The organism is Cellulosimicrobium composti (assembly GCF_010287905.1).
Lineage (GTDB): Bacteria > Actinomycetota > Actinomycetes > Actinomycetales > Cellulomonadaceae > Cellulosimicrobium > Cellulosimicrobium composti.
In genome coordinates, this window is record NZ_JAAFAN010000031.1 from 1 (window position 1) to 21,475 (window position 21,475).

At 73.7% G+C, this 21,475-nt stretch carries 15 protein-coding genes; 4 read left to right on the forward strand and 11 right to left on the reverse strand.

Annotated elements, in window-relative coordinates; all coding sequences use genetic code 11:
• Window positions 1-198 precede the first annotated feature (198 nt).
• Window positions 199-870, reverse strand: a complete 672-nt coding sequence (locus GYH36_RS10460; protein WP_162289815.1) for a histidine phosphatase family protein — start codon at window positions 868-870, stop codon at window positions 199-201.
• Between the two features lie 60 nt (window positions 871-930).
• Window positions 931-1,458 (reverse strand): MarR family winged helix-turn-helix transcriptional regulator, encoded by a 528-nt coding sequence (locus tag GYH36_RS10465; RefSeq protein ID WP_246209339.1) that lies wholly within the window; start codon window positions 1,456-1,458, stop codon window positions 931-933.
• Between the two features lie 168 nt (window positions 1,459-1,626).
• On the opposite strand from GYH36_RS10465, the gene GYH36_RS10470 reads away from it, so the two are divergent.
• Entirely contained in the window at window positions 1,627-2,178 is a 552-nt protein-coding gene (locus GYH36_RS10470) for a YceI family protein (RefSeq protein ID WP_162289816.1), read from the forward strand.
• A 137-nt stretch (window positions 2,179-2,315) separates the two neighbouring features.
• On the opposite strand, the gene GYH36_RS10475 is transcribed toward GYH36_RS10470, so the two are convergent.
• The gene (locus tag GYH36_RS10475) at window positions 2,316-2,990 is read right to left on the reverse strand and encodes a redox-sensing transcriptional repressor Rex (protein ID WP_081772463.1); all 675 of its coding nucleotides are present in this window, start codon (window positions 2,988-2,990) and stop codon (window positions 2,316-2,318) included.
• Window positions 2,991-3,048: 58 nt separating this feature from the next.
• Window positions 3,049-3,342 carry a glutaredoxin family protein gene (locus GYH36_RS10480; RefSeq protein ID WP_312028591.1) on the reverse strand — a complete coding sequence of 98 codons (294 nt, stop codon included), beginning with the start codon at window positions 3,340-3,342 and terminating at the stop codon, window positions 3,049-3,051.
• A 48-nt stretch (window positions 3,343-3,390) separates the two neighbouring features.
• Here GYH36_RS10480 and GYH36_RS10485 point away from each other — a divergent pair, with 48 nt between their 5' ends.
• On the forward strand, window positions 3,391-4,269 hold the full coding sequence (locus GYH36_RS10485) for an HAD family hydrolase (protein ID WP_115942013.1): 879 nt from the start codon (window positions 3,391-3,393) through the stop codon (window positions 4,267-4,269).
• A 125-nt stretch (window positions 4,270-4,394) separates the two neighbouring features.
• On the opposite strand, the gene GYH36_RS10490 is transcribed toward GYH36_RS10485, so the two are convergent.
• The gene (locus GYH36_RS10490) at window positions 4,395-4,493 is read right to left on the reverse strand and encodes a 30S ribosomal protein bS22 (protein WP_003792170.1); all 99 of its coding nucleotides are present in this window, start codon (window positions 4,491-4,493) and stop codon (window positions 4,395-4,397) included.
• A 222-nt stretch (window positions 4,494-4,715) separates the two neighbouring features.
• Complete coding sequence (locus GYH36_RS10495) at window positions 4,716-5,945, reverse strand: acetoin utilization protein AcuC (RefSeq protein WP_162289817.1); 1,230 nt, start codon at window positions 5,943-5,945, stop codon at window positions 4,716-4,718.
• Window positions 5,946-6,111: 166 nt separating this feature from the next.
• Between GYH36_RS10495 and GYH36_RS10500 the strand changes: the two genes are divergently transcribed.
• Complete coding sequence (locus GYH36_RS10500; protein WP_115942011.1) at window positions 6,112-7,488, forward strand: TrkH family potassium uptake protein; 1,377 nt, start codon at window positions 6,112-6,114, stop codon at window positions 7,486-7,488.
• A 138-nt stretch (window positions 7,489-7,626) separates the two neighbouring features.
• Window positions 7,627-8,331: a potassium channel family protein gene (locus GYH36_RS10505; protein ID WP_024841792.1), complete on the forward strand. Its 705-nt coding sequence runs from the start codon at window positions 7,627-7,629 to the stop codon at window positions 8,329-8,331.
• A 109-nt stretch (window positions 8,332-8,440) separates the two neighbouring features.
• Here the strand turns inward: GYH36_RS10505 and GYH36_RS10510 are convergent, their stop codons facing one another.
• From GYH36_RS10510 to GYH36_RS19695, 5 genes are all read right to left on the reverse strand, one after another.
• Window positions 8,441-9,070, reverse strand: a complete 630-nt coding sequence (locus tag GYH36_RS10510; protein WP_155098049.1) for a hypothetical protein — start codon at window positions 9,068-9,070, stop codon at window positions 8,441-8,443.
• 274 nt (window positions 9,071-9,344) lie between these two features.
• Entirely contained in the window at window positions 9,345-11,348 is a 2,004-nt protein-coding gene (locus tag GYH36_RS10515; protein WP_162289818.1) for an Ig-like domain-containing protein, read from the reverse strand.
• Window positions 11,345-13,588 (reverse strand): glycoside hydrolase family 127 protein, encoded by a 2,244-nt coding sequence (locus GYH36_RS10520; protein ID WP_162289819.1) that lies wholly within the window; start codon window positions 13,586-13,588, stop codon window positions 11,345-11,347. Before GYH36_RS10520 ends, GYH36_RS10515 begins: the two co-directional genes overlap by 4 nt.
• Before the next feature lie 205 nt (window positions 13,589-13,793).
• Entirely contained in the window at window positions 13,794-16,370 is a 2,577-nt protein-coding gene (locus GYH36_RS10525; protein WP_162289820.1) for an immunoglobulin-like domain-containing protein, read from the reverse strand.
• A gap of 110 nt (window positions 16,371-16,480) precedes the next feature.
• A complete protein-coding gene (locus GYH36_RS19695; protein ID WP_162289821.1) occupies window positions 16,481-21,412 on the reverse strand; it encodes a family 43 glycosylhydrolase in 4,932 nt (1,643 codons plus the stop codon).
• Window positions 21,413-21,475 lie beyond the last annotated feature (63 nt).

Sequence of the window (21,475 nt, forward strand, 5' to 3'; positions counted from 1 at the left end):
CGCGGGGCCGGCGCCGGGCCGGTCGCGACGGGGAGGGCGTGCGCGTCGCGCGCGCGCGAGGGTGCGGTCACAGCGGCATCACAGGGAGCACCCTGCCCGCGGTTCCTGGGCGCCACCTGGGAGACGTGACCTGCGCCACGCCCGAACGGGACGCTTCGGGCGCCGCCACCCCCACGACCGCGCGCACCATGACCGACGTCACGCCCCCGCGACCTGCGCGGCGCCCGGCAGGAGGTCGGCGACCGGCTCGGTGTAGTGCAGCGCGACGAGGCGGTCGTCCTCGAAGTGCAGCGACGTGAGCGACGCGAGCGAGCACTCGCGCTTGCGAGGGTCGTGCCACAGGCGGCGGTTCTCGTAGCTGAGGCGCGTGAGCCAGACGGGGAGCTGGTGGCTGACGAGCAGCGCCTCGCGCCCCGCGGCCTTGTCCCGCGCGTCGGCGACGGCGGCCCGCATGCGCGCGACCTGCTCGACGTACGGCTCGCCCCACGACGGGCGGAACGGGTTCCACAGGTGGCGCCAGTGCTGCGGGTGCCGCAGCGAGCCGTCGCCGACGCCGAACGTCATGCCCTCGAAGTGGTTCGCGGCCTCGATGAGTCGGTCGTCGGTGCCGAGCTCGAGACCGAACGTCTCCGCGGCGGGCGTCGCCGTCTCCTGCGCACGCTGCAGGGGGGACGCGACGACGACGGCGAGGTCGGCCCGCGGCCGCGACGTCCCGTCGGGGCGGGGCTCGCCCGCGAGGTGCGCGGCGACGCGGCGGGCCATCTCGTGGCCGCGCTCGGACAGGTGGTAGCCGGGGATGCGGCCGTACAGGACGCCGTCGGGGTTGTGGACCTCGCCGTGGCGCAGGAGGTGGACGATGGTGGAGACCATGCGCACCAGTGTCCCGCACTCCGCGGGCCGGGTGGCACCGTGCCCGGGTGACGCGCGACGTCAGGAGGTGCGTTCCGCCTTGCACGCGGCGGCAACGGCGGCCATCGCCTCGCCGAGCGCGCGGAACTGCTCGGGGGTGAGGACGTCGACCATGTACCGCCGCACGGCCGCGACGTGCGCGGGCGCGGACGCGACGAGCACGCGGTAGCCCTCGCTCGTCATCGCGCAGTTGACGCCGCGCCGGTCGCCCGTGCTCGCCGAGCGGCGCACGAGGCCGCGCGCCTCCATGCGCGCGACCGTGTGCGTGACGCGGCTGCGCGAGCGCGCGAGACCGTCCGCGAGCGCCGACATGCGCAGCGTGTGGTCCGGGCTCTCCGAGAGCCGCACGAGCAGCTCGTACTCGTTGAGGGAGACGTCGGAGCGTTCCTCGTGGTCGCGGCCCACGGCTTCGATGAAGCGCACCGTCCCGTCGAGGTAGGCGCGCCAGAGCCGCTGCTGCTCGGCGTCGAGCCAGCGGGGCTCGTCGGTCGCGGAGGCGGTGCGGGGTGCGGACGTCATCGGGGGGTTGTCGACGTCGTTGCTCGTCATGGGTCCTCGTGCGGTGTGCGGAGGGGCGCGGTCAGGTGCGGGGCGTCGTCCCACATTGTTCCACCCCACCGGGAATAGACGGATCGACCGTCGCTGTTGATACGCTCCGTACGAAGTTGAACCTTCAACCAAGTCGGTCCGCGGACCACGACCCTCACAGGAGCATCCATGGCCTCGTCGCTGCCCACCGGGCTCACCTCCGGCACCTACGCCCTCGACTCGTCCCACTCGCAGGCGGCCTTCACCGTCCGCCACGCCGGCATCTCCAAGGTGCGCGGCACGCTCGCCATCACGGCCGGCACCATCACCGTGGGCGACGACCTCGAGACGACCGCCGTGACCGCCGAGCTCGACGCCGCGTCCGTGAGCACGGGCGACGAGAACCGCGACAACCACCTGCGCAGCGCGGACTTCTGGGACGCCGAGAACAAGCCGACGTGGACCTTCACGTCGACGCGCATCACCGGCGACGGCGACGACTACGTCGTGGCGGGCGACCTCACCATCAACGGCGTGACCAAGCCGGTCGAGCTCGAGACCGAGTTCGCGGGCACCGCGACCGACCCGTTCGGCAACTCGCGCGCCGGGTTCGAGGCCACCACCGAGATCTCGCGCAAGGAGTTCGGCCTCACGTGGAACGCCGCGCTCGAGACCGGCGGCGTCCTCGTGGGCGACAAGATCAAGATCTCGCTCGACGTCTCGGCCATCAAGCAGGCCTGACGACGTCCCGGGGCCTCCCGGGAAGGGCGCTCCCGGCAGGGCGCCGGGCGACGGGGTCGCGTGCGCGAGCACGCGGCCCCGTCGTCGTCCTCCGGCGGGCCCCCCGGGGTCCCGGACGGGCGCCGCGGCCCGTCGGCTCAGCGCCCCTGCGACTCCGCGAGGGCGCGCGCCTGCGAGTGGAACGCGAGGATCTGCAGCTCGCTGCCGACGTCGACCCCGCGCACGTCGACGTCCGGGGGCACCTGCAGCGCGCGCGGCGCGAAGTTGAGGATCTCGCGCACGCCCGCCGCGACGACCCGGTCCGCCACCGCCTGCGCGTGGGCCGCGGGCGTCGCGAGCACGACGATCGACACCTTCTCGCGCTCGACGACCTCCTCGAGCGCGTCGACGTGCTCCACGACGAGGCCCGCCGCGCGCGTGCCCACCACGTCCGGCGACGCGTCCAGGAGCGCCGCGACGTGGAAGCCGCGCTGCTCGTAGCCCGAGTAGTTGGCGAGCGCGTGCCCGAGGTTGCCGATCCCGATGATCGCGATGCGGTGCTCATCGACGAGGCCGAGGGCCTCGGTGATGTACTGCGCGAGCGAGTCGACGTCGTACCCGACGCCGCGCGTCCCGAACGAGCCGAGGAACGACAGGTCCTTGCGCAGCTGCGCGGGCCCGACGCCGGAGAGCTCCGCGAGCTCCACCGACGACGTCGTCGCCACCCCGCGCGACACGAGATCGCGCAACGCCCGCAGGTAGGAGGGGAGCCGCGCCACCGTCGCGCTCGGGATCCCCGGCGCCGTCACCTCACCGACTACCTGCTCAGCCACCCGTCACCTCGCCGTCACTGGGACCGTCCTCGTCGACGGTCGCGCTCTTCCGGGGGAATCATCCCAGGTCCGTGCGCGCGGCCGAAATCCTGGCGACCGCGCGCGCGAGCCGCCGGGCGTCGACCCGCCAGAAGCCCTGCTGCACGCCCCCGACCGTGACGACCGGGACGTACTCGCCGTACTGCTCGCGCAGCGCCGGGTCCGCGTCCGGGGCGTCGACGTCGACCTCCGCCCACGCGACCCCCGCCTCGGCGCACACCGCCTCGACGACGGCGCGCGCGTCGTCGCACAGGTGGCACCCCGCGCGGCCGTACAGCAGGACGGGAGGGGTCGGGGCGTCGGGCGTGCTCACGCCCCCAGCGTACGAGGAGCCGCGGGCGCGACCGCCTAGAGTAGACGCATGGCGACGTCTTCCGGCCCGGGCCCTGACCTGCCCCCCGGGTCGACCGGCGAGGACGCGCCCGGCGCCGGACGCCCCGCCCCACCGCCCCCGCACCGCGTCGCCGCGTTCTTCGACGTCGACAACACGATCATCCGCGGCGCCTCGTCGTTCCACCTCGCACGCGCCCTCTACCAGCGCGAGTTCTTCTCCACGCTCGACATCGTGCGCTTCGCGGTGCACCAGGCGCGCTACCTCCTCTTCGGCGAGAACAAGCAGCAGATCGACCGCATCCGGTCGCGCGCGCTCGCGCTCATCGCCGGGCGCTCCGTCGCGGAGGTCACCGCGATCGGCGAGGAGGTGTACGACACCGTCCTGTCGCTGCGCATCTACCCCGGCACGCGGCGCCTGCTCGACGAGCACCTCGCGGCGGGGCACCAGGTGTGGCTCGTCTCGGCGACGCCCGTCGAGATCGGCGAGCTCATCGCCCGCCGTCTCGGCACGACCGGCGCCCTCGGCACCGTCGCGGAGCACGAGGACGGCTTCTACACCGGCCGGCTCGTGGGCGACATGATGCACGGCCGCGCCAAGGCCGCCGGCGTGCGCGCCCTCGCCGAGCGCGAGGACATCGACCTGGCCGCGTCCTACGCCTACGGCGACTCGCTCAACGACGTCGCCATGATGGAGGCCGTCGGGCACCCGTGCCCCATCAACCCCGACGCGCGCCTGCGCCGCCACGCCCAGGACGTCGGGTGGCCGATCCGCGAGTTCCGCGGCCGGCGCCGCCGCGTCGCGCGCAGCAGCGTGCGCACCGCGAGCTGGGCCGGCGCCGCGTGGGCCGCCGCGCTCGTCCTGCGCTCCGTGCGCCGCGCCGTCGACCGCCGCATCGCCCGCCTCTGACGCCCTGGGGCTGCGGGTCGGCGGGGCGGTGGCGGCGCCGCACCGCGGGCGCAGACGCGTCGAGCCCGGTCCCTCGGGAGGGGCCGGGCTCGACGACGGGTCGGCGCGTCAGGACGCGCGCGACGTCACTTCTTGTTGCGACGCTGGTGACGCGTCTTGCGAAGCAGCTTGCGGTGCTTCTTCTTGGCCATGCGCTTGCGGCGCTTCTTGATGACGGAGCCCATACGGTCCTCGCAATGCTCGAACGGCGTGTCGGTCGGCGACCGGTCGACCGGCCGCGTGTGGTCCACGGTTGATCGGGGCGCCCCGGCGACCACTGGGGCGCCGCGAGCCGACCAACACGAGAGAAATCCGCCCCCTAGCCTACCTGCTCGCGCTCGTGCCCCGGTACGTGGACGGGCACCCGGGCACCGGACGGGCGCACGACGGCGCGCGGTCGGGCCCGCTCAGTCGAAGTGCGGGTCGAGGCCCAGGAGCGGGAAGACGGCGCGGCGCGTGGCGGCGACGGCGCGGTCGACCTCGTCGTCCGGGTCGTAGCCGCTGCGCCAGCGCCGCACCTCCACGGGCGGGCCGAACTCCCGCGGGGCGTCGAACCCGGCGACCTCGGCGACGCGCGCGCGCCACTCCTGCGGCAGCGGCGCGCCCGCGGTCACAGGACGGTGCACGACCTCCCCCACCACGGCCGACCACACGAGCGGCACGACCCGCGCGATCGCGTACCCGCCGCCGCCGAGCGCGAGCCACCGCCCGCCCGTGAGCTCGTGCGCGAGGTCGTGCACCCACGCGGCGGCGGTGCGCTGCGCGTCGACCGAGACGTCGAGGTCGGACAACGGGTCCTCGCCGTGGGCGTCGCACCCGTGCTGCGTGACGAGGACGTCGGGCCCGAAGGTCCGCAGCACCGCCGGCACGACGGCGTCGACCGCCCGCAGCCACCGCGCGCCGTCGGTGCGGCGCGGCAGCGCGACGTTGACGGCGGTGCCCTGCGCCCGGGGCCCCCCGACGTCCGTGGCGAAGCCCGTCCCGGGGAAGAGCGTCGTGCCGCTCTGGTGGACGGAGACCGTGAGCACGCGCGGGTCGTCCCAGAACGCCTCCTCGACACCGTCGCCGTGGTGCGCGTCGAGGTCCACGTACGCGACGCGCTCGACGCCTTCGTCGAGCAGGCGGCGGATCGCGACGGAGGCGTCGTTGTAGACGCAGAACCCCGACGCCGCACCCGCGCGCGCGTGGTGCATCCCGCCCGCGACGTTCACGGCGTGCGCCGCGCGGCCCGCGGCGATCTCGCCCGCCGCGGCCCACGAGCCCGCGACGATCCGGGCCGCGGCCTCGTGCATGCCCGGGAACACCGGGTCGTCCTCCGTGCCGAGCCCGCGGTGCGGGTCGGTCGTCCCGTGCTCGGACGCGGCACGGACCGCCGCGACGTACTCCGGGTCGTGCACGAGCTCCAGCACCTCGTCCGGCGCGGGCTCGGGGTGCACGAACGTCACGCCGGGGCCGTCGTCGAGCAGACCGAGCGCGCGCACGAGCCCCATCGTCAGGTCGAGCCGCGCGGGCGCCATCGGGTGGCCGGGACCGAAGTCGTACCCGAGGAGCTCCGGGCTCCACACGACGCAGGCTCCGGGTGCCGCGGCCGCCGCACGGGCGGCCTCGGGCGACGACGTCGAGTCGGTCGAGGGCATGGCTCACGGTAACGCCCGACGGCGCGCGCTCGCCCCGCCGGACCGTCGGGCGGACCGGCGTCCCCCGCGCAGCCGCCCGGGAGGGCATGATGTCCCGGCGCCGGAGCGGCGACATGACGGGCCGCCCCGCCCGTGGCAGAGTGACGCGAGTGGTGAGGGAGGCTCCATGCCGACGAGCATGACGGGGCGCCTGTTCCGAGGGCGGGAGATCGTCGACCGCCTCGCCCGGCAGTCGCCCGCCCGCCTCGCCGTCACCGTGTTCGCCGCGGTCATCGCCGTCTTCACCGCGCTGCTCATGGCGCCCTGGGCCACCGCGAGCGGGCGCGCCGCGCCGTTCGTCGACGCGCTGTTCACCGCGACGTCCGCGGTGTGCGTCACGGGGCTCGTCGTCGTCCCGACCGGGACCTACTGGTCCACGTACGGGCAGGTCGTCATCCTGCTCGGCATCAAGATCGGCGGCCTCGGCGTCATGACGCTCGCGTCGATCCTCGGCATGGCGGTATCCCGGCGCATCGGCCTCACGCAGAAGCTCCTCACCGCGTCCGAGACGAAGACGACGCGGCTCGGCGAGGTCGGCTCGCTCGTGCGCGTCGTCATCATCACCTCGACGTCCCTCGAGCTCCTCATCGCGCTGCTCCTGCTCCCGCGGTTCGTCGTGCTCGAGGAGACGTTCGGCGAGGCCGCGTGGCACGGCATCTTCTACGGCATCTCCGCCTTCAACAACGCGGGGTTCATCCCGACCGAGCACGGCCTCGCGCCGTACGTCGGCGACTGGATGCTGTGCCTGCCGATCATCCTCGGCGTGTTCATCGGGTCCCTCGGGTTCCCCGTGATCCTCAACGTCATGCGCAACCGCCGACGCGCCGCCAAGTGGAACCTGCACACCAAGCTCACGCTCTCCACGAGCGCGGTGCTCGTCGTCGTCGGGACGGTCCTCTTCGCGGCCCTCGAGTGGACGAACGAGCGCACCCTCGGACCGCTCGCGCTCGGCGAGAAGGTGCTCGCGTCCCTGTTCGCAGGCGTCATGCCGCGCTCCGGCGGGTTCTCCACCGTCGACACGGGAGGAATGCACGAGGCGAGCTGGCTCATCACCGACGCGCTCATGTTCGTCGGCGGCGGCTCCGCGTCCACCGCGGGCGGCATCAAGGTCACGACCCTCGCCGTCATGCTCATCGCGATCGTGTCCGAGGCCCGCGGCGACCGCGACATGGAGACGTTCGGCCGCCGCATCCCGCGCGACACGCTGCGCCTCGCCGTCGCGGTGTCGTTCGTCGGCGCGACCGCCGTGCTCGTCTCCAGCCTCCTGCTGCTCGAGATCACCGGCGAGACGCTCGACGTCATCCTCTTCGAGACCATCTCCGCGTTCGCGACCGTCGGCCTCACCACCGGCATCACGCCCGGGCTCCCCGACGCGGGCAAGTACGTGCTCGTCGCGCTCATGTTCGTCGGGCGCACCGGGACCATGACCTTCGCCGCGGCGCTCGCGCTCCGCGACCGCCGCCGCATCGTGCGCTACCCCGAGGAGCGTCCCATCATCGGGTGAGCGACCCGCCCGCGGCGCGCACCGCCGTCGGGCACCCGCCGACCCTCCGGACCGACGAAAGGCCCCACCGTGACCGACCCCTTCTCCCGCGCCGCCGACGGGAAGGACGACGCGCCCGCGGGCGCCGTGGCGCGGCGCATCGCCGAGCGCGGCCGCGCCGAGCGCGCGCGCCGCGACGAGGCGAAGGCGCCCCGCAAGGACGCCGGCGTCCTCGTGATCGGGCTCGGCCGCTTCGGCACGGCGATCGCGGCGACGCTCGACCGGCTCGGGCAGGACGTGCTCGCCGTCGAGCGCGACCCCGACCTCGTCGCCCAGTGGAGCGGGCAGCTCCCCCTCGTCGAGGCGGACGCGTCCAACCCCGTCGCGCTCGAGCAGCTCGGCGCACGGGACTTCCCCGTCGCGGTCGTGGGCGTCGGGACGTCGCTCGAGGCGAGCGTGCTCATCACGGGCAACCTCGTGGACCTCGGGACGCCGCAGATCTGGGCGAAGGCGGTCTCCGCCGAGCACGGGCGCATCCTCCAGCGCATCGGCGCCCACCACGTCGTCTTCCCCGAGGCCGACGCGGGCTCGCGCGTCGCCCACCTCGTGTCCGGCAAGCTCCTCGACTACATCGAGGTCGAGGACGGCTTCACCATCGTCAAGATGCGCCCGCCGAAGGAGGTCCAGGGCTTCACCCTGGCCCAGTCGAAGCTGCGCGAGCGCTACGGCGTCACCGTCATCGGCGTGAAGTCCCCCGGTGAGGACTTCCTCTACGCCACGCCCGAGACCCGCGTCAGCGCCAACGACCTCCTCATCGTCTCCGGCCACGCCGACCTTCTGGAGCGCTTCGCCGCCCGCCCCTGATCCCCGCCGCCCGTGACGTCGGCAGTTCGTGTCGAGCTCGGCAGCTGCACCTGCCGAGCTCGGCACGAACTGCCGATCTCGGCGCGGGGTGCCGATCGGCGGACGGGCCTCAGGAGGCGGCGCCCGCGCGGCCCGCGCGTCGGCGCAGCACCGCACCCGCGGCGACCGCGAGCCCGGCGAGCACCGCCGCGGCCACCAGGCCGGTGCCGGTCGTGGCGAGGCCGCCCGGGCGCGGCGACGCCGTCGTCCCGCCGCCCGTCGCGCCCCCGTCCGACGTGCCGGCGGTCGGGTCGGTCCCCGGCTCCTGCGGCTCGCCCGGCGCGGCGAGCACGAGGAACGGCGCGGACACGACGTCGGTGCCGCCGGGGACGACGACCCGGACGTGGTGCTCGCCGGGGACGGTCGCGAGCGGGACGGTCGTCACGAGCTCGAACGCGCCCGCGGCGTCGGTGGTGACCGTCCCGAGGAGCACGGGGTCGCTCTCGAGCCAGACGGCGTACGACGTGCGCGGCGCGAGGCCGGACCCGCGCACGACGAGCTCTCCCCCGACGACGACCGGGCCGACGACGACGACGGCCGGCGGGGCGGAGGTCTCGCGCTCGCCGATCTCGACGCTCACGCGGACGCCGTCGGACGGGTCGGGCGCCTCGGCGGGGGCGGCCGAGGCGGCACCTGCGGGGAGGGCGAGAGACCCGGCGATCGCGAGGGCGGCGAGCAGCCTGCGGGTGGTCGTCGTCACGCGGTGAACCTCTTCGTCCGGCCCGGGGCGGGCGCTGCCAGGGTCCCCCCGAACCCGACTGGACGTGCGTCCAGCCGCGATCATCTTGCCATCTTGGACGCCCGAACTGAACAGGCGTCCAGGTATGTTCACCCGCTCGTCCGGACCCGGCCCCCGGCGCCGGGCAGCGCTCGGCCCCCGCCGCTGCGAGGAGCGACGGGGGCCGAGCCGGACCCGGGCGGCGCCGGCACACCGCCCGGGGGTCGAAGGCCGCCCGGGGTGCCGGGCGGGGACGTCAGCCGCAGTCGAGCGCGTCGTACGGGGCGTCGACGCTCGCGGTCACCTCCTCGCCGTCGAGCACGGTCGTCGCCGTGACCGTCGCGGACCCCGCCGGGACCGCCGACGCACGCGCCGCGAACGACTGGTACGCGCTCCTGCCGGGCGTCACGTCCGCGAACGCCTTCTGGCCGAACGGCGTCGAGAGCGTCACCGCGACCGGGACGTCCTCGCCGTTCGTCGCGCGCACGGCCACGTACGCCGTGCCGGCCAGGCACCGCGGCGACACCTCGACGTCGACCGCGAGCGCCGGCCCCGCGCCGAGCGCGGGCAGCACGACCTGCTGCCGCGCCTCCTCGTTCCCGGCGGCGTCGGTCGCCGCGAACTCGATGACCTGGGGCTCGTCGGTGAGGGCGCGCGTGAACGGCTCGGTGTAGGTGCCCCAGAACGTGCCGGGGCCCTCCCACTGGACCTTGTCCACACCGGAGCCCGCGTCCGTGGCCCGGAGCGTGATCTCGACGCTGCTGCCGATCTCACGCAGCGTCGCGACGGTCACGGGCGCGACCGTGTCGACGCGCAGCTCGCGCGACCCGGTGCCGACGTTCCCGGCCTCGTCCGTGGCGCGCACCTCGACGGTACGCACGCCGTCCTCGTCGACCGCGAACGGGCCCGCGTACGGGGCCCAGGGGCCGCCGTCGAGCGAGACCTCGACCGCCGGGGCGGGGTCGCGGTTGTCGGACGCCACGACCGAGACGGTCGGGTGCTGCACGTACCAGCCCGACGTCGCCGGGCCGGGTTGGGCGAGGACGGTCACCGTGGGCGGCGTCGTGTCCTCGCCCGTGTCCGGCGCGACGACGAACACGACGGCCTCGGCCGGGACCTCCGTCCCCTCGACGTCGCCGGCGACGAAGAAGAAGCCGTCGGGCTCGGCGTACTCCGCCGGGTCGACCGCGTCCCACGTCACCGGGACGCGGCTGTCCTTCGACGCGTCCTCGTACGCGGCCGTGACGGTCGCGGGGAGTCGCGGCGCGGCGCCGGCGAGCGTCACGACGCTCACGGTGTCGACGGCCGTGATCTCGCCCGGGTCGCCGTCGCGCACCCAGACCGTGCCGCTCACCGGCTCGACGAGCTCGGACGACGTGCCCGTGACGTCGAACGACCCGGGCTCGGCCACGTCGGAGGCCGCGACCTCCTCCCAGTCCACCGGCACGGTCTCGACCCGGCCGTCCGTGAAGACGGCGTCGATCTCGGCGGGCAGGGCCGGCAGGACGCCCACGTCGGTCGGCACGTGGACGGGCGTGAGGTCGATCGGCCCGTGGGGGTCGACGGGCTCGGGCTCGGCGACGCCGCCCGTGCCCCAGACCTCCCACTCGGAGACGCCGACCGCGGACCAGGTGCTCACGGTGGCGCCGCGCAGGGCCTGGAACGTGGCGCGCAGGCGTGTCGTCGTGACCGCGTCGAACGTCGTCTCGTTGAGCGCGAGCCGCTCGGTCGGGTAGCCGCTCGGGTTCGGCACGTCGACGAACGCTCCCGCGTCGGCGTCCCAGTACTGGATCACCCAGGACGCCGGGACGCGCACGTTGTCGCCGTTCGCGTCGGCGCCGTCGGTCCAGAACCGCACGACCGACCGGTCCACGGTGACGGGGGCGGGCCACGAGTACTCGAGCCACTGGCTCGCGGGCCGGTCGCCGCTCCACGTGGCCCACGTCGCGTCGTGCGCTCCCCCGGTGCTCACGCCGGCGCCGTCGTTCACGGCCTCGACCCGGTTCCACGACGCGGTGTAGCTCGCCTCGGGGGTGCCGATCAGGGCGACGTTCGACGGCGCCTCGTCCGCCGCGGCGACGAGCTCGCGGTCGGCGGAGCCGCCGACGGCCCACGCCCCGACGCCCGCGCCCGTGAGGGCCAGGGCGAGCGCGGCCGCCGTGGCGACTGCGCGGCGTCGGGCCCGGGACGCACCCGTCCCGGGCCGCTCGTCGAGCGGGATCACGACGGTCCCGCGTGATGCCTCCGTACGCCCGTTCATGCCAGCTTCGCCTTCCCCGCGGTGACCAGGACCCTCTGACCGTCGCGGCGGCTGAGGAGGCCGTCCGCGGTGAACTGCTCGACCGTGCGCTGGACCTTCGTGAGGAAGGCGGCGCGGTCGGCGAAGCCGCCGTCGCCCCACACGGCGTCGAGGAACGTCGTCCCGTCCGGCCGGGACGCGTTGGCGACGCCGCTGTCGAGACCCGCGAACACGACGCGGGGTTCGGAGCGCTCGACGTACATGTGGTACTGGGTGTCGTCGCCCGACCACGCGGGCTCGAACGTGAGGTCGCCGAGGCGGAAGTACCCGTCCCCCAGGTCGGTGAACGCGCCGTCGAGCGTGCCGTCGAGGCCCATGTGCGCGTACAGCGAGAGCCGGAGGTACTCGCGCGACGCGCTGCGCGCGAGGAGGACGGTCGGCCCGTTCTCGATGCTCTGGATCGCGGGGTTGTCGATCGTCGGCACGGCGCGGATGCTCAACGGCATCGTCACCTCGACGACGTCGCCGGGCGACCACGAGCGGGACACGCTCACGTAGGTGCCCGGCACGGCGTCGAGCTCCTGCTCCTCGCCGTTGACCGTCACCGTGAAGCCCTTGCGCACCCACCCGGGGACGCGCAGGCGCAGGTCGAGGGGTCCGGTGCCGTTCACGGTGAGGCGCGTCGCCCCGACCTTCGGGTACTGCGTCTCCTGGACGACCTCGAAGCCCTTCTCCTCCCACGTGAGCGTGGAGGCGAGGTAGAGGTTGACGTACAGGACCTCGCCGTCGACGGACCGGAAGTAGACCGAGTCGCGGTACTTCACGTGGTTCTCGAGCCCGGTGCCGCCGCAGCACGTGCCGGTGTTGCCGTACTCGCGTCGCGTGCCGGGGTTGACGCCGTACATGTACGTGACGTCGGGGCTCGTCGACGACTGCGTGTTCTTCTTCGAGCCGACGATGTGGTTGAGCAGGCCGCGCTCGTAGAACTCCATGTACTTCGGGTCGAGCGAGTGGAAGTACAGCAGCCGCGAGAGCTTGAGCATGTTGTACGTGCCGCACGTCTCGGCGTTGCGCGCGCCGATGTCGCCCGCCACGGTGTTCGGCGGGCCGAACAGCTCGCCCTCGCCGTGCCCGCCGTGCGCGTACGTGCGCCCGGGCACGACCATGCCCCAGAACCCCTCGACCGCCCGGAGGTAGCGCTCCTCGCCCGTGAGGTCGTAGACCTTGAGGTAGCCGGGGAACTGCGGGATGTGCTGGTTCGCGTGCTTCCCGTCGAGCGTGTCCGTCCCGGCGGCGCTCGCGTCGACGAGCGTGTTGAGGTCGAACAGCCGCGCCGTGGCGACGTGCGTGTCGTCGCGCGTGATCGCCGCGATGTCGGCCAGCACCTCGTTCATGCCGCCGTACTCGCCCGCGATGTAGATGCCCCACATGCGGTCGAGCTGGCTCTGCGGGAGCACGGACAGGCGGCTGTGCACCCACGCCGCCATGGACGTGGCGATCTCGAGCGCCTGGTCGTTGCCCGCGAGGCGGTACGCCTCGACCAGGCCCGCCATGATCTTGTGGCACGTGTAGTACGGCGCCCAGATCTCCCCGTACGGCGCGTACTTCTCGAGCTGGCTGAACTGCCACTCGCCGTACGCGGCGAGGAACCCGGGGTGGCTGAACCGTCCCATGGCCGCGAGCGCCGCCTGGACCTCCCCGAGGCCCTCGACGATCTGGTCCACCTTGTCGCGGAACACGGTCTCGCCCGTGCTCGCGTACGCGAGGGACACCATGGACAGGAAGTGCCCGCCGTAGTGCCCGCGCAAGAGGTTGGCGGTCTGGGTGCTCGCCCGGCCCGGGTAGTCGTCGGGGCCCCACGGCTCCTCGTTGGCGTGGCCGAAGCCCTCCCACCCGCCGGGTGCGGAGGCGCCCTGGGTGTCGAGGCCCGCGTTGCGCCGGAACACGGCGAGGACGCGGTCCACCGGGTACTGGCGCGCGAGGTGCAGGATCTGGTCCTGCGAGCGCGTCGCGACGCTGGGCGCGAGCGTCACGTCGGACATGGGGAACGGCTCGGCGACCCAGCCGTCGAGCGTGACCGACCGGTCGAGGGACCGCAGGAAGGCCCGGCTCACCGGGGGGCCGGACGGGACGGGGAGGGCGGGCACCGGTGGTGCGGCCGCGGCGCCGCCCGCGAGGGCGACGGCGCCGGTGGCCCCGGCGGCCAGGGCCCCGAGCCGCAGGACGGCCCGTCGCGAGAGGGTGGAGTCGTGCACGTGCATGAGCTGTCGCTCCTTCTCACTCGTCGTCGAGTGGTGGGAAGCGCCGTCGGCGGCAAGGAGGGAAGCCCCGCGTCCGACGCTCGTGCTGGTCGTCCGGTCGCCGTGCGCCGGGAGGGCGGCGTGCCGCGAGGGAGGGGCCGGTCGTGCGTACCCGGCCCCTCCCCCGCCGGCCGCGCCTCGGTGGCGGCGACCTCGCGGTGGTGCGTCAGGCGCAGTCGAGCGCGTCGACCTGCGCCTCGTGCGTGGTCGTCACCTCCTTCCCGTCGATCGTCGCGACGCCGGTGACGGCGGCGGTCCCGGCCGGGACCGCCGTCGCGCGGGCCGCGAACGACTGGTAGGCGTTCGTGCCCGGCGCCACGTCGGCGACGGTCTTCTCGCCGTACGGCGTCGAGAGCGTGACCGTCACAGGGACGTCCTCGCCGTTCGTGGCGCGCACGGCGACGTAGGCCTTGCCGGCGAGGCAGCGCGCCGTCGCCTCGACCGCGAGGTCGAGCTCGGGCGCCGGCGGCTGCTCGCCGTAGGCCGCGAGGAGCGCGGCGTGCTCCGCGGCCGTGATCGGCAGCACGGTGCCGTGGCGCGGGCTGCTCGGCAGGTGGGCGTCGACGGACGTCCACACGCCCGAGTCGAGGTCGGTGGACTCGAGCGGCAGGTAGCCCTGGCCGCCGTGGTAGCTCGGCTGGTCGACGAAGAGGTACCACTTCTCCTCGGTGTTGGACTTGAAGACGGTCGGCCCCTCGCCCGCGGTGAGCGTGCCGCCCCACGGGTTGGGCTGGCCGTAGCCGATCTTCTCGGCGACGAGCTCCCAGTCGGTCGAGCGCAGGTCGGTCGACTTCTCGAGGCGCGGGATCATGTACGCCTCGTCCTTGGTGAACCGGTAGTAGGTGCCGTCGTGCTCGACGATCGACGAGTCGATCATCCCGAGCCCGTTGCCGCGCTTCTCGTCGATCCACACCTGCGGCTCGGAGAACGTCACGAAGTCGCGCGTCGTGGCGTACATCATGCGCTGGTAGGAGTCGGCGATGCGGCGGCCGTCGGTCGACGTCGTCGGGTACAGCGCCGACGCCCAGTAGACGATGTACTCGCCGCGCTGCGCGTCCCAGAACGCCTCGGGCGCCCACGTGTTGCCGGCGTACGCGCTCGACACGGTGACCATGCGCTGGTCGGACCAGTGCACGAGGTCGGTCGACTCCCAGATCATCAGCGCGCGCGACCCGCGCTCCTGCGCGTTGCCGAAGTCGTTGCCGCCGTAGATGCGCAGGTCGGTCGCGAGGAGGAAGAACCGGTCGCCCTCGGGCGAGCGGATGACGAACGGGTCGCGCAGGCCCTTCTCGCCCAGCGACGACGTGAGCACGGGCTCGCCGTCGTTCAGCTCGACCCAGTCGAGCGGGTCGTTGCCGTTGCTCACGCTGAAGTAGACGGACTCCCCGTCGGGCGTGCTCTCGCCCTCGAAGTAGGGGAAGAAGTAGCCCTCGTAGTCCGCGTCGGCGGGCAGCGGAAGCACCGTGGCGTCGTAGGTGTGCGTCGCGGTCGCGCCCTCCTTCGTCGCGGTGACGGTGAGCTGCACGACGGCGGCCGGCTCGCCGTGCGCGGGCCGGGTCACCTCGCCCGTGGCGGAGACCGTGGCCGGGTCGGAGCTCTGCCACGCGAGCGTGGAGCCGTTCGCGCCCTCGGTGGGGAGCGTGAGGTTGCCGCGCACGTCGTCGAGGTGCGGCACGACGACGTGGCTCGCGTCCCACGCGACCGCGTCGGCGGGCGCGAGGTGGGCGAGGACGGTGACGTCCACCTGCGTGGTCCGTGCGACGGCGCCGCGCGTGACGAGCGCGGTGAGCGTGACGGTCGCGTCGTCCTCGCCCGCGGCGGGGCGCGTGACGGCGCCCGTGGCGGACACTACCGACGGGTCGGACGACGTCCACGTGATGATCGAGCCCTGCGCGCCGGAGGTCGGCAGCGCGAGGTCGCCCGTCACGGCGCTCGTGTCGCCGAGGTCCAGCGCGGCGAGGTCGGCGTCGGCGGCGGCCGTCGAGGTCTGCTCGGCGAGCTCGACCGCCTCGCCCGCGCTGAGCGCGCGGTCGTAGAGGCGGAAGTCGCGCACCTGGCCCTTGAGGTAGCGGTCGCCCGAGTAGAGCGAGCGGCCGACGTAGTTCGCGGTCGTCTGCCCGCCGCCGATCTGGCCGGGGTCGGTCGTGACGTCCGCAGCCTGGGCGACCTGCACGCCGTCCTCGTAGAGGGTCGCGGTCGTTCCGGCGAGCGTGTACGTGATCGTCTTCCACACCCCGCGCTGGAGGTTGGAGCCCTTGGTGACGGTCTGCTCCGTCGTCCAGTTCCCCGTCGCGATCGACGTGCGGTACGCGTTGCCCGTGGTGAACAGGTAGCCGTCGCCGTTCGACCCGCTCGAGTTCCCGAGCCCGTACACGAAGTACGGCGTGCCCTGGTCCGGGGCCACGAGCACGTCGAGGCTCACCGTGACGTCGGTCAGCCCGGCGAGCAGGTGGTCGGGCAGGTCGACGTAGTCGTCCGTGCCGTCGAGCGTCGTGCCGTCGGCCGCCACCGTCCCGCCCACCAGCGTGGCCGGGCCGAACGACGAGCCCTCGGCGAGGTTCGCCGTCGTGGTGCCGGTCGTGCTGGCGGCGTCGAGCGGGTACCAGGCGACGAGCCCGTCGTCGGTGGGCCCCCCGACGTCTGCGGCCGCGGGTGCGGCGACCGCGGCGGCGAGCGTGGAGACGGCGAGGGCCCCCACCAGCCCGGCGGCGAGCGCCGGGCGTGCTCGGTGTGTCCGTTCCATGTGTTCCTCTCCTCGTCGAGATGAAGGTCGTGCTCGTGAGGCAGAGCCCGCGGTCGCGAGGGAGGGCTCGGGGAGCCCTCCCTCGCGACCTGCGGCTCGACCTCGGGGCGTCAGCCGCAGGCGTGCGCGGCGAACGCGACGTCGTACGTCGTGGCGACGGGGGCGCCGTCGAGCACCGCCGTCCCGGTGACGGTGGCCGTGCCCGCGGGGACGGAGTCCGCGCGCGTCGCGAAGGACTGGTACGCGCTCGCCCCGGGGGCGACCCCGGTGACGGTCCTCGTGCCGTAGGGCGTCGCGAGCGTGACGTCGGCGGGCACGTCGCCCGCGTTGGTCGCGCGCACCGCGACGTAGACCTTGCCGGCGAGGCACCGCGGCGCCGCCTCGACCTCGAGGTCGACCGTGGGCGACGGCGACGCGTCGACCGGGTCCACGCTCTCCAGCGTCGGCACGACCTTCTGGATGAGGCCGTCCTCGCCGAACGTGAGGCGGTCGATCGTCGTCTCGCGGTGGGTCCCGTCGCCGCCGGGGATCGCGAAGCGGTGGTACGCGATGTACCAGTCGTCCGTGCCCTCGACGTTGAGGATCGAGCTGTGCCCGGTCCCGAGGATGCCCTGGGACGGGTCCTTCTCGAGGATCACGCCGCGGTAGGTCCACGGTCCGTCGATGCTGTCCGCGGTCGCGTAGCCGACGCGGTAGTTCTCCGAGCCCGTGTCGTCGATCGAGTACGTGAGGTGGTAGACGCCGTCGCGGTAGTTGAGGAACAGGCCCTCGCGGAAGTCGGTCAGGCCGGGGATGCGCCGCAGCGTGTCCGGCTCGATCGACGTCATGTCGTCGTTCAGCTCCGCCATGACCGGGCCGTTCGACGGCCCGCCGTTGCCCCACAGGAGCCAGTACTTCCCGGTCTCCGGGTCGCGGAACGCGGCCGGGTCGATGGCCTGTCCGGACGTGACCGCCTCGCCGTTCGTGATCATCGCCGTCGGCTGCGCGGTGAACGGTCCTTCGGGGCTGTCGGCCACGGCGACGCCGATCGTCTTGCGGTCGTACGTCGGGTTGTGGCCGGAGAAGTAGAACCAGTACTTCCCGTCCCGCTCGATGATCGTGGGCGCCCACGCGTTGCCGGTCGCCCACGGGACGTTCCCGTTCGCGCCGTCGAGCGTGAGGAACGGCTGCTCCGAGCGCTCCCACGTGACGAGGTCGGTGGACGTCCAGACGTAGAAGTCCTTGCCGCCCCAGCCCGGCGTGCCGTCCGTGGTCGCGTAGAGGTAGAACGTGTCGCCGAACTGCGCGATGTTCGGGTCGGCGTACGTCCCGGGGAGCACGGGGCTGCCCATCTGCCTCGCCTGCACGGTCCACGTGCGCGACGACCCGTCCGGCCCGGTGACGGTGTACTCCACGGGCTGCGTGAAGTCCTGCACCGAGCCGTTGTCCGGAGTGACCGTGGCGCGCGGCGAGACGGCGAGCACCGGGGCGAGCGCGGTGACGTCCGTGCCGGGCTCGACCGCGAGCGTCACGGTCGAGCTCGCCCCGTCGACGATCGCGGGGACCTTGAGCGCGTCGAGCTCGGCTCCCGTGACCGCCGTGTGGTCGGCGCCGAGCTGGTACACCTCGTCGGCCGTGAGCGCGCGGTCGTAGAGGCGGAAGTCGCGCACCTGGCCCTTGAGGTAGCGGTCGTCGGAGTAGAGCGAGCGGCCGATGTAGTTCGCGAGCGTCGAGCCGTTCCCGATGTCCTGCGGGTCGATGGTGACGCCGGTCTGCCGGCCCACCTCGACGCCGTCCTCGTAGAGCACGGCCGTCGTGCCGGACAGCGTGTACGTGAGGTGCTTCCACACCCCGCGCTGGAGGTTCGCGTTCTTCGTGACCGTCTGCTCGGTCGTCCAGTTCCCCGTCGCGATCGACGTGCGGTACGCGTTGCCCGTGGTGAACAGGTACCCGTTGCCCGCCGTGCCGCTCGTGTTGCCGAGGCCGTAGATGAAGTACGGCGTCGCCTGGTCGGTCGCGACCTTGACGTCGAGCGCGACGGTCACGTCCGTGAGCCCGGCGAGCAGGTGGTCGGGCAGGTCCACGTAGTCGTCCGTCCCGTCGAGCGTCACGCCCTCGCCGGTCCCGGTGAACGCGGCCCCGTTGGTCAGCGTCGCGGGGCCGAACGACGACCCGGGCGCCGAGTTGTCCGCCGTCGTGCCGCTCGTCTCGTCGAGCGCGTACCGCACCACGAGCCCGGGCACGTCGGCCGTGACCTCGACCGCGACGTACGCGGTGTGCGAGCCGTCCGCGGTCGTGGCCGTGACGAGCGCGTGCCCCTCGCCGACGCCCGTGACGACGCCGTCGGCCGAGACCGTGGCGACGTCCGCGTCGTCGGTCGCCCACGTGATCGCGCGCGCCGTCGCGTTGGCCGGCGTGACCGTCGCGGTGAGCTGCCGCGTGCCGCCGACGCCCACCTGGAGCGACGCCGGGGTGACGGACAGCCCCTCGACCGGGACCGCCTCGTCGGTCACGGTGACGACCGCGCGGGCGCGCACGCTCGTGCCCGCGAGCGTGCCGCCGACCTCGAACGTCCCCGCCTGCGCGTACGACGCCGGGTCGACCGCGTCCCACGTGACGTCGGCCGGGCCGGTCGAGCCGTCCGCGTACGTCGCGGTGACGGTCGCGGGGAGCACCGGCGCGGAGCCGGTCTGCACGGTGACGGCGACGTCCTCGACGGACTCGACGAACGCGTCCGGCTGGTACGTCCGCAGCAGGCGGTCATACTCGGCCTGCGTCACGGGCAGGACCGTGCCGTGGCGCGGGCGCGACGGCATCTCGTAGTCGGTGGACATGGTCCACTCCGCCGCGTCGAGCGACGTCGACTCGAACGGCACGTAGCCGCGGCCGCCGAACTCGTCGATGAAGAGGTACCACTTCTCCTCGGTGTTCGACTTGAAGATCGTCGGGCCCTCGCCCTGGTTGATCCCGCCGCCGAGCGAGTTCGCCCTGCCGATGCAGTCGGTGATGAACTCGTAGTCCGTCGAGCGCAGCTCGGCCGCCTTCTCCGCGAGGATGAACTTGGAGCACGGCGTGGACGACGTGTTGTTCCGCTCGTCCTTGGTGAACCGGTAGTACTGGCCGTCGTGGTACGTCACGGTCGAGTCGATGACCGAGTAGCCCGGGTCGACCCACACCTGCGGCTCGCTGAACGTCACGAAGTCGCGCGTCGTGGCGTACATCATGCGGTTGTAGGTGTCGCCCGTGTGGCCGGGGTCGTCCTCCGCGTAGAGCTTGGACGCCCAGAACACGACGTACGCGCCGATCGTCTCGTCGTAGTACGCCTCGGGCGCCCACGTGTTGCCCGCGGTCTCGGGCGAGACCTCCACGAGGCGCTGGTCGGTCCAGCTCACGAGGTCCGTGGACTCCCACACCATGATCGACCTCGACCCGTGGCGCTGGGCGCCGTCCCAGTCGCCGTTGCCGTAGATCCGCAGGTCGGTCGCGATCTGGTAGAACTTGTCGCCCTCGGGCGAGCGGATGATGAACGGGTCCCGCAGGCCCTTCTCCCCCAGCTCCGACGTGAGGACGGGCTGGTTGTCGTTGAGGTTCTGGTACTTCAGCGGGTCGTTGCCCTGGCTGAGCCCGAAGTAGACCTGCTCGCCGGTGGCCGTGCCCTCGCCCACGAAGTACGAGAAGAGGTAGCCCGCGAGCTCCTCCTGCTCGGGCAGCGGCGGCACGTGCGCCTCGAGCTCGCGCGTCGCGCTCGCCCCGCCGACCGTGACGGTCGCCGTGAGGGTGACGGTCTCGGCGTCCTCGCCGTGCGCGGGCCGGGTCACCTCGCCGGTCGGGGTGATCGTGGCCGACGACGACGCCCAGCTCACGCTCGCGCCGTGCAGGCCCGTGGTGGGCAGGGTGAGGTTCCCGCGGACGTCGTCGAGGTTCGGCACGTCGAGCGCGGCCGCCGCGGCGTCGGCCTTCGCCTGGTCGCCGTCGCCCGGGAGCACGGTGACGTCGAACGCGCGCGTCTCGGTCGCGCCGCGGAGCGTCACCGTGGCGGTGAGGGTCGCGGTCGCGGGCTCGTCCCCGGCCGGGCGCGTGACGGCGCCGCTCGCGGAGACGACGCCGGGGTCGGACGTGGCCCACGTGACGGCGGAGCCGCCGACGCCCTTCGCGGGCAGCGTGAGGTCCGTGACGACGGCGCTCGTGTCGCCGAGGTCGAGCGCCGCGGCGTCCGCGGCGACGGCGTCCTGCGCGGCGGCGGCCGCGAGGTCCGCGACCTCCTGCGCGGTGAGCGCCCGGTCGTAGAGCCGGAAGTCCTTCATGCGGCCCTTGAAGAGGTTGTCGGCCGCGTACGCGGACCTGCCGAGCGCGTTCGCGGTCGTGCTGCCGCCGCCGATCGCGCCGGGCGTGATCGTCACGGCGGTGTTCTGCCCGACCTGCGCGCCGTCCTCGTAGAGGCGTCCGGTGCCGTCGCCGAGGGTGTACGTGAGGGTCTTCCACACGCCGCGCTGCAGCGCGGCGGCGGGGTCCTTCGCCGTGTTCTGCTCGCGGCCCCACGCGAGGTCGGAGATGGACGCACGGTAGTTCGCGTTGCCGGTCGAGAACAGGTAGCCGTCGCCCGACTGCGGCGTCCCGACCGCCTCGTTGCCGAGGGTGTAGAAGAAGTAGTTGCCGCTCAGCGAGGTGTCCACCCAGACGTCGGCGCTCACCGTCACGGCGTCGTAGCCGGCGAGCAGGTCGTCGGGCAGGTCCACGTGGTTCGACCCGCCGAACACGAGTCCCTGGCCGGGCTGCCAGCCGCCGCCGGAGCCGACGAGCGTGCCGTCGAGACCGTGCCCGGACGCGTCGTGCGCGACGGTCCCCTCGCTCTCGTCGAGCGGGAGCCACAGCCGCAGGCCGTCGGTCGTGGGCTCGGCCGCGACGGCTGCGGCCGGGGCCGCGGGCGCGGCGGTCGCGGCGGTCGCGGCACCGGCCGGCGCGAGGGGAGCGACGAGCGCGACGCCCAGGAGCGCGGCGAGCGCGCGGCGGCGGTGTGCGGGGGGCCTCGCGGGTGTCGGGGGCGGTTCGTGGCGTGAGGTCATCAGTGACTCCTCGTCGTCGTGCCCGGCGGCAGCGCCGGTCCCGCGTCCCTCGTCGGACGCGCG